The sequence below is a fragment of the bacterium genome, from assembly GCA_040756715.1.
Classification (GTDB): Bacteria; UBA9089; UBA9088; order UBA9088; family UBA9088; genus JBFLYE01.
This window is the reverse complement of the sequence record JBFLYE010000085.1, coordinates 1-3,252: the sequence shown is the minus strand read 5'-3', so window position 1 is coordinate 3,252 and position 3,252 is coordinate 1. Positions and strand designations below refer to the sequence as shown.

Here is a 3,252-nt window from a genome sequence, read left to right as displayed (position 1 = left end):
CCAAAATTCAAAATTTAGAATTCAAAATTTTATAAAACTTAACCTTTTTCAATTCAAAATTCAAAATTTAGAATTCAAAATTTCTTAAATACTATTTTTGCACTAAGTAATGGAAGATACTATAGAAGGGGTTTAAAGCATAAAAAATTACAGAAAAGATTATCAAAAAGCATTACAGAGTATTACAGGTTGTATTACAAAGGAATTAAAAATCAGTGTTTCATCCAAAGTCCATCTGTGGCTGAATAGTTACTGTTTTTTTAAAAATAAGTGTCTAACTTGCGTTTTACACCAAATCTGCATAGATTTCACTATTAGGGTTATTTTCAGACACCACCGAAAAATCTTGCGTCTCATTATCCATTTTCTATCTTAAACAAGCTTAAGGTGCCGTTCAGATTGGCGGTGAGGATTAGGAGATTGCCACTTTTATCCTCAGTTACGCTTATACCCCTCGGTATCCATAAAAGATGGATACACTGAATTTCATTGCCGCTGGCTACATCCCAGAGCCTGAGGGTTCTATCACTTGATGAAGAGAGGATGCTTTTGCCATCCGGGGAGAAGGCACAACCGTTCACCGAATCATCATGTTTCAGGTTAGGTGAGCCAAAGAATCCTTGAAGGGACCTACCTACATTCCTTGAATAATATCCAAAGTTTTTATCCTCAGGATGGTATCCCTGGGTATCAAGACAAAGGACATTAGAATAGAAGAAAGAAGACTCATCCCGCCATTTCCTTTGCCAGGCATCAATCATCTCCTTTTGGACTATCTTCTCTAATAAGTTCATTCGTAGATTGAGCAATTCAGAGGAGGTATCAAAGAAATTTTCAGCGGCGATGTAGGTTTCCAGCAATGTATTTCTGGGTAGCCTGGCTGAGCCATCAAAATGCCTTAAGGCATCATTTAATGTCCCTTTATCTTCACTCATAAGGATATCACTCAGGGTTTTATATACCCATTCAGGTCTTTTCTTGCTTATCTCTTTTTCTTCTTGCGGTTTTTTAATTTGAAGTTCTTCCAGCTCTTCTTTCTCTATCCTTTCTATGCCGCATAAACATCGGTATAAAAGTGCGGTATGGGCTAAATCTTTACCATTTTTAAGCCCTGCAATGATACTATATCCTATCTCCCTATCCTTTTCAGAGGCAATAGAGAGTGTCTCAAGTCGATGGGCGATGTCTATCTGGGCAACCCTTTTAATGTCTATCCCTTTATTTATTGCTATCCATCTGGAGGCGAGAAATTCCATTACTGTAGAATGGAGGAAGGTTAACTCTTCATAGCCTGAAGGGATGAGGAGCTGGGTATTAATGAGTTCTGTAAGCCAGTCATCTGCATCTTTCACATCGCTTTTCTCAATCTCGGTTTTGATAGTAGTCCGGTTGATGTCTCTACGGGGGGAGCCGATTACCGACTCATAGAGGCATTGGTAGGATAGAGAAGAGAGGCAATCATATTGTTTTGCCACATCAGGTTTTTTCGCCAGTGAATCTTTTTTGGCTTCAATGAAGAATTCCCTTATCTTCTCAGGATATTTAAATTCCCTAAATTTTATCCTCTCCCATATTTGTAAGAGGAAGAACTTGACGAGGATATCATACATTACATATCTTCTTTCAATTCTCTCAAAAAACTGATAATATATTATCAGCAGGATAGCGGTAAGTGGTGTGCCGGCAATTCTTTTTACCACCTCTTCCCTCCAGACAACCTCATCAAATCTTTTATAAAGTTCAGTCTCTTCACCATAAAAGCCTTTAACTAATTGCCGTAGTTGTTCTGTATCAAGTGGGGCAACCGTAAATATGGGGATATCATCGGTGTGGTAAACATCCTCAACCTTTCTTGAGGTAAGGAAGAGTTTATTTTTGTCCTGCTCTTTAATTTCTTTCATCAGGTTTTTTATTATATCCATAATTATCTTGCGGTTTTCTAATGGTGCTTCATCCAATCCATCCACATATAGGGCTAATGAATTATCTTCCCATTGTTGTAGGGTTTCATTTGTTGCGGTTTGCAAGGCAACTTCTTCATCTACAGTCAAGGTTTCCGGCTCTCTTTTAGGGAATAGGAAGGCCGAGAGGAGGTATGCTATGGCAGAAGACCGCTCATAGCTTGCCGATTCAGGTTTATGACCCATCCTTTCACACCATTTGCCAAAGTCGGGTAGTTCCCTGCAGCGCACAAAGATAGGTGTCTTTTCCTCCTTGAAGGTAGAATGGGTAAAATAATGCAGGATAGTGGTCTTGCCTGCACCAGGAATGCCATAGATAAATCCTTTGTTAAATGTTTCAAATACCTCTTTGGCGGTATATGATGTCTTTTCCTTTTGTAATTCCCCCTTAATAAAGGGGGTTAGGGGGTTGTAATCCTTTACTTCCTCATATCTTTCCTTTGCAGATATACTCAATCCTCTGGGTAGGAAAACCGCTCTTTTTGGCATACCTGTTTTTTGAGCATGGGTTATATCTATGTTGAGATTGATAAAGTTTTGCTCAATGTCAATAGGTGGATATAAGCCGCCCAGCACCGGGATAGTTTTTGATTTATCTTTAAGGGCTTGTAGTTTTGCCTCAAAGTCAGATAGCCCTGCTTCCTGTGGCAGGAAGAGGCGATGGAGGAAGACTTTTTGGGTTTGGGTAAAGCCTTTTAGCTGGAACTCGCCTAAAGGGGACGGAACTGATATTATTTGGCTTAAGCTGGGTTTGTAATTCCTGAAACAAGGCATCGGTAACGATTAATTCATCCTGCCTTGCCTCTTTCTCTATTCTAAATGTTCTTATAGCCTCAGAGCCGGTCAAATCTATCTTCTTGCCATTTTCATCAAGCCAAAATTGGAAATAACCCAGATGTGCAATCATCCGCAATAGCACCTTGAAGCCAAACTTATCTTTTATCTGGCGCTGCCGAAACAAAGCAAGCATCACCTGGATAAGTTCCTGCGTCTTAATTTGAGTCGCCAAAAAAGAGCACAGCATTACCGATAGACCTTATCCATTCAAAGCCATAACCTTCAACAATTTTTCTGGATTTTTGGTAATAGTAATCAAGGAATTGTTGGGTGTAGGAAGTACCCAGTTTCTCAGATTGGGGAGTGAAATTGGCAATATCTATGAGGCAGAGGATACCACATCCCTGTGCGGTATTATTATAGTATCTTCCATTACTTAGTGCAAAAATAGATAGGGTTGTGTTTATCTGTTAAAAATTCATCCACCTTTTAAGAAATTTTGAATTCTAAATTT

The 3,252-nt window shown here is 39.1% G+C and carries 3 protein-coding genes; 1 reads left to right on the top strand and 2 read right to left on the bottom strand.

Annotation, left to right across the window (positions count from 1 at the left end; genetic code table 11):
• Positions 1 to 356: 356 nt before the first annotated feature.
• Positions 357 to 2,537, bottom strand: coding sequence for a hypothetical protein (locus AB1397_03340; GenBank protein MEW6482025.1), 2,181 nt, complete (start codon positions 2,535 to 2,537; stop codon positions 357 to 359).
• Between the two features lie 49 nt (positions 2,538 to 2,586).
• Positions 2,587 to 2,868 (bottom strand): hypothetical protein, encoded by a 282-nt coding sequence (locus AB1397_03335; GenBank protein ID MEW6482024.1) that lies wholly within the window; start codon positions 2,866 to 2,868, stop codon positions 2,587 to 2,589.
• 172 nt (positions 2,869 to 3,040) lie between these two features.
• Between AB1397_03335 and AB1397_03330 the strand changes: the two genes are divergently transcribed.
• Positions 3,041 to 3,178: a hypothetical protein gene (locus AB1397_03330; protein ID MEW6482023.1), complete on the top strand. Its 138-nt coding sequence runs from the start codon at positions 3,041 to 3,043 to the stop codon at positions 3,176 to 3,178.
• Positions 3,179 to 3,252 lie beyond the last annotated feature (74 nt).